Raw genomic sequence first — 4,824 nt, 5'->3', positions numbered from 1 at the left:
TGTGATAAATTATCGAATCTTTGTGATCTAAAATTTTCATCAAAAAGCCTTAACCAAACCGTATTGCAATGCCCCTAAGATATACTACCCACATGAGAAACAGCTTAAATTCTCTTAAATTTTTCTCGGCGATACCAGCTACGAATTCGCTCAGGTGAAATGCCGAGTAAATAAGCAACAATTACTATTTGATTAAGTAGGGTAGTTTTTAATACTCCCTTTTGCAACCATCTACGGGCTGAGGTAACAACTGGTGTGGGGATAATTACAATGCGTCCAGTGCGTTTTAACTGGCGCATTAGTTCAAAGTCTTCCATGATGGGCAATTCAGGAAAGCCACCAATTTGCTGAAATACGTCTTTTGTTAAAAAAATTGCTTGGTCGCCATAAGGCATTTGCCAAAAATGCGATCGCATTTTTACTCCCCACTCCACCCATCGTAAACTTAAAAGTGACGCATCAATTCGCAAGTTAAATGCACCAGCCACAGTCCCCGAATGCTGTAGTGCTGTACAAATCATCTCATCAAACCCAGTCGGCAAACGTGTATCTGCATGGAGAAATAGCAGAATATCTCCGCTAGCTGCAACAGCACCCGCATTCATTTGAGCAGCACGACCGGGAGATGACGAGATAACTTTAACACCTAATGACTGAGCAATTTCCACAGTGTCATCCTCTGAACCAGCATCTACGACAATCACTTCTATATTTGCACTGGGTTTTGTAGTTGCGTTGGCATAGCATTTCGTAGATAAGGCTGTCGTAGATATTGCTTCTTTGATATTTCCCGCTTCATTGAGTACCGGAATAATAATAGAAATTGTGACAGCGCCAATATTCTGACTCATAATTGCTGAATTTACTGTTCTAAGAGGTTGTTTGAAAAGTGTTTCGCTGTGACTTTAGGCACTTTTCAAACATCCTCTTAGGCTTAACAAAATGGTGGGCGATTTCAGTTACAACTATATATAGACTCATATTTGATTTCTGAAAAAATTCAGTACAACTAAGAAGTCTTCTTTCCTATTGCCTATTGCCTACCTACGCACATTCGTTTAGAAATCAAAGCGGATTCCTATATATACTTTTTGTAAAATCAATTTGCAGATAGTTTATTATGCCACTCTTTCAATACAAGACTAGACCACAACAAGAAACCTATTAGTAACAGTCCCATAAATCCATCCAGCCATATTAGACTATGCATTTTCCAAGTCATGGGAGCAACCATCGGAAAGAGATAATGGACTGGACTGGAGATACTAGTTATTGAGTATAAGGCTAATAAAAAGTACGCCAACCAAAACATGCCTTTGGTGTAAAACCAATATCCTAATAGTCCTACTGGAGTCATCACAATTACAGTACTAATTACTCCAACAGAAGTGAACCACGTTGGGACAGGATATCGACTCAAAAATAATGCATTATCTATGTAGTGTAACCAAGTAGAAATGAGGTTGAGTGTGATAATAGCTAGTAGAATCGTCTGACGAAAACTAGAAGTATTAATCATGATCTAAATATGCAATTAAAATGCGTAAAAACTTATTAAGCCGACTGCGGGAAGCAATCGGCATAACAAATTCATGATAATTTAGTTGCAATTTAGCCGTGAGTTGCACCTTGAGGGGGACGTGAAACAACTTTTTTGGCTAAACCCAAAGTCTGCAAAACTAGGATGCTCCACCAAGTAACATCAATTTCCCACCAATACAACCCAGATTTCGCCATGTGGGGATAAGTATGATGGTTGTTGTGCCATCCTTCTCCATAAGTTACGAGGGATACCCACCAAAGATTACGAGCGCCATCATTGGCATCAAAGGTGCGATAACCCCACAGGTGTGATGCTGAGTTTACAAACCAGGTTGAGTGCCAAAGCAAGACACATCTGAGAAACACTCCATAGAACACAAAAGGCCATCCTCCTAAGAAATAAAGCAGCAGCCCGAAGGGGATTTGCAACACCAGGAAGTAGCGATCCAGCCAACAATAAAAGGGTTGTCTTGCTAAGTCAGGGGCATATTTTTTATAGGTGTCATAGTCAAAGAATTCTGGACGTGGGTAGAAAATCCATAGTATATGGCTCCACCAAAATCCTTTTTGGGCAGAATAGGGGTCTAAATTGATATCTTCTGTGTGGGCGTGGTGTTGGCGGTGTCCACCTACCCAAAAAATTGGCCCACCTTGCAAAGCCAACGCTCCAATGAGGGCGATCGCATACTCTAACCACTTGGGAACTTGGAAACTCTTATGGCTCAGTAGTCGGTGATATCCCAAGCAAATACCAATGCTCCCAAATAACCAGTGGAGAAACACTAGCAAACCTAATGCTGGCCAAGAGAAAAACCAAGGAGACAGAAGTGCTAACGCATGAAATACACCAAAAAATACCACATTTATCCACCTGAGTTGAGGTGAATTGCCTCTCTCAGGAGCGATCGCCCCAAAATTTGCGGTCATAAAAATTCCTGTTGATGGATGATGACGCGATTTGCTTTTTCTCGGATGCCATCCCACAAGGGATTTACCCGCCCTGTATACTAGTTCGTTACAGTGAGCCACCGCGGTCTTCTCCCAAAGGGAGACGCCAAAGGCGATAGCACAGCGTTAGCGAGTCATTGAGCGTCTAGGGGTTTCCCCCATTAGCGACTGACGTTAGCGACGCAGGAGCGTCACCCGTAGGATAGAGTAAAGCAAGTATCACTTACATTTGTTATGCTAGCAGAACTCTGATCTCCGTGCAAGTGCCACTTGCATTTTTCTATGTCATCTCACCTCCTTTCTACTCGTCAACGCCTGATTCAAGCTGCACTTGAGTTGTTTTCTGCTCACGGAGTCAGCGCCACTACAACCCGCCAAATTGCTGAAAAAGCCGAAGTCAACGAAGTGACTTTATTTCGGAATTTTGGCAATAAGCACGGACTGCTTTTGGCTGTGCTAGAAGAGTCCGCAGCTTTCAAGGATTTAGGTGAATCGCTGGTGCGGCGAGCAACGCCTCCTGGCAATGTTTACCAAGCTCTTAAGGATTATGCAAGTGACACTTTACATGCACTAGAACGAGTGCCAGAGTTCGTCCGGTCTGTGGTGGGTGAAGCCGACCAATTTCCGGCAGAAAATCGCCGCGCCCTAGGCAGGGGAGTAACAGAAGCAAACCGCTATGTAGCTCAGTATTTAGCTACTGTAATCCAGCAAGGACACCTAAATACTTATTTACCCGCAGAAAAATTAGCCAGTTTGCTGAATGGAATGATCTTGGGATATGCCGTAATTGAGTTCACTAGCGAATTTCACGAACTTTGGGACGATCGCGACGATTTTCTAGAAAATTTGGTGGAGTTGTTTTTAAATGGAGCCATGTCATCTTCAGCAGAATTAGCAACAAACTGCTTACAAGGAGGCTTGAGCAATACAGAAGTAGCTGATTTGCCTGCTAGTTTAGTTCACGAAATTCTGCAACAAGCCAGGAAATTGGGAACGCGAGATTATGCTTTAGCTTATGTATTATTTGGGGCTGGGTTATCCGCCACAGAAATAATTAGCTTGCAGCGATCGCACCAAATCTACGATACTCAAGGGCACTTCCTACAAATCACAATTCCCGGATTTGTCCGTCAAGTACCTGTGAATCAGTGGATTTTGGGCAAACGCTACGGCTCTTTTACTAATAATCCTTTAATCAAATGGCTGAAAAGTCGTAAAGATGCTCAAACAGCCATGTTTTTGAATGAAACAGGCACACCCATCTCAAAATCAGAGCTTGAGACACGTTGGCAAGTATGGAGTGAGGGATTGTTAACTCCCCAAGGACAAGCGCCAGCTTTAGCTCAAGCACAACAAACCTGGCGCGTAGAAATGTTAATGCGGGGGATCACCTTGGAAAACCTGAGTATTTTAACAGGTTGCGATCGCTCCCAATTACAACCCTATGTCCGCCGAGCTAAAGAAAAAGCTGCCCTAGAGCAAGCAACCCATTTGGATCATAAGCCAGGATAGGGAGTGGGGAGATAAGGAGCCAATGACCGAATAATTCGTAATTTGTAATGACGCTCCTGCGTCGCTAACGCTGCGCTAACGTAATTCGTAATTAAGAATTCATTAGCATGATGCAGTTAAACAATTAAGGTAAAACAACAGAGGTTTCTTTACCATTGTTGTTTGCAACATTCAAGATTGTAGCTGTACTCTCAGATGGGGATTGGGTGTTGCTCGAACGGCGTGATAATTTCTTGCGTGGCTTGCCTCCCGCCTGCATATATTGCAAACTGTCTTTGCCATAATGGGTTGCCACACTCATTAACATCTTTTCAGAGTAGCCGCGCAATTCTTCTTCAATTAGAGAGAGGCGACCTGCCATTTCATCTATGCTAGAGAGTAAAGTGTTGTAGGTAGATAGCTGGGTTTGCAAGTTTTGGATGCGGCTGTCGTAGTCTGTCAAATTTAATCCGTTGCCAAATTCTAGCGTAGGGCTAATTGATCGCATTCCTGCAATTCGACGCAGAGCTTTTTCGAGAGTGGGTGAACTGCGTTTTAGTCGTGCCATAGAATGCGCTCCTGAAGGAAGTTATGGGATTACTTCATGTACTCTAGCCAATGCAACAATAAACTTCTCTGAGAGATAATTCGGAAAAATTTAAGCAAATTAAGATCGACCTAATTATTTTTAGTGGATTGTACTGAGGATTTTATTAAAACTGTCAAAAAAGTTACCTTAAATAAGCAACAGGTACTTTAAAGTCGTGTTGAGGTACTTCAAAGTCGTATTGAGGTACTTCAAAGTCGTATTGAGGTACTTCAAAGTCGTATTGAGGTACTTCA

5 protein-coding genes are annotated in these 4,824 nt (G+C 42.6%); 1 reads left to right on the top strand and 4 read right to left on the bottom strand.

What is annotated here, in order from left to right:
* Positions 1-104: 104 nt before the first annotated feature.
* From ABF638_RS36670 to ABF638_RS36660, 3 genes are all read right to left on the bottom strand, one after another.
* Positions 105-851 (bottom strand): TIGR04283 family arsenosugar biosynthesis glycosyltransferase, encoded by a 747-nt coding sequence (locus tag ABF638_RS36670; RefSeq protein WP_435027664.1) that lies wholly within the window; start codon positions 849-851, stop codon positions 105-107.
* A 248-nt stretch (positions 852-1,099) separates the two neighbouring features.
* A complete protein-coding gene (locus ABF638_RS36665) occupies positions 1,100-1,519 on the bottom strand; it encodes a hypothetical protein (RefSeq protein WP_435027663.1) in 420 nt (139 codons plus the stop codon).
* A 92-nt stretch (positions 1,520-1,611) separates the two neighbouring features.
* The gene (locus ABF638_RS36660) at positions 1,612-2,469 is read right to left on the bottom strand and encodes an acyl-CoA desaturase (RefSeq protein ID WP_435027665.1); all 858 of its coding nucleotides are present in this window, start codon (positions 2,467-2,469) and stop codon (positions 1,612-1,614) included.
* Positions 2,470-2,772: 303 nt separating this feature from the next.
* Here ABF638_RS36660 and ABF638_RS36655 point away from each other — a divergent pair, with 303 nt between their 5' ends.
* Complete coding sequence (locus tag ABF638_RS36655) at positions 2,773-4,002, top strand: TetR family transcriptional regulator (RefSeq protein WP_435027662.1); 1,230 nt, start codon at positions 2,773-2,775, stop codon at positions 4,000-4,002.
* A gap of 124 nt (positions 4,003-4,126) precedes the next feature.
* On the opposite strand, the gene ABF638_RS36650 is transcribed toward ABF638_RS36655, so the two are convergent.
* Positions 4,127-4,549 (bottom strand): hypothetical protein, encoded by a 423-nt coding sequence (locus tag ABF638_RS36650; protein ID WP_435027661.1) that lies wholly within the window; start codon positions 4,547-4,549, stop codon positions 4,127-4,129.
* Positions 4,550-4,824: the final 275 nt, after the last annotated feature.

Origin of the sequence: Nostoc sp. CALU 1950, assembly GCF_051172895.1 — a bacterium.
Taxonomy (GTDB): Bacteria; Cyanobacteriota; Cyanobacteriia; order Cyanobacteriales; family Nostocaceae; genus Nostoc; species Nostoc edaphicum_A.
This window is presented reverse-complemented; position numbering and strand designations above follow the sequence as displayed.

Bases quoted from the DNA above. Each gene is read 5' to 3' on its own strand.
- ABF638_RS36665 (WP_435027663.1), bottom strand. From the start codon at position 1,519: ATGATTAATACTTCTAGTTTTCGTCAGACGATTCTACTAGCTATTATC.
- ABF638_RS36670 (WP_435027664.1), bottom strand. From the start codon at position 851: ATGAGTCAGAATATTGGCGCTGTCACAATTTCTATTATTATTCCGGTA.
- ABF638_RS36650 (WP_435027661.1), bottom strand. From the start codon at position 4,549: ATGGCACGACTAAAACGCAGTTCACCCACTCTCGAAAAAGCTCTGCGT.
- ABF638_RS36655 (WP_435027662.1), top strand. From the start codon at position 2,773: ATGTCATCTCACCTCCTTTCTACTCGTCAACGCCTGATTCAAGCTGCA.
- ABF638_RS36660 (WP_435027665.1), bottom strand. From the start codon at position 2,469: ATGACCGCAAATTTTGGGGCGATCGCTCCTGAGAGAGGCAATTCACCT.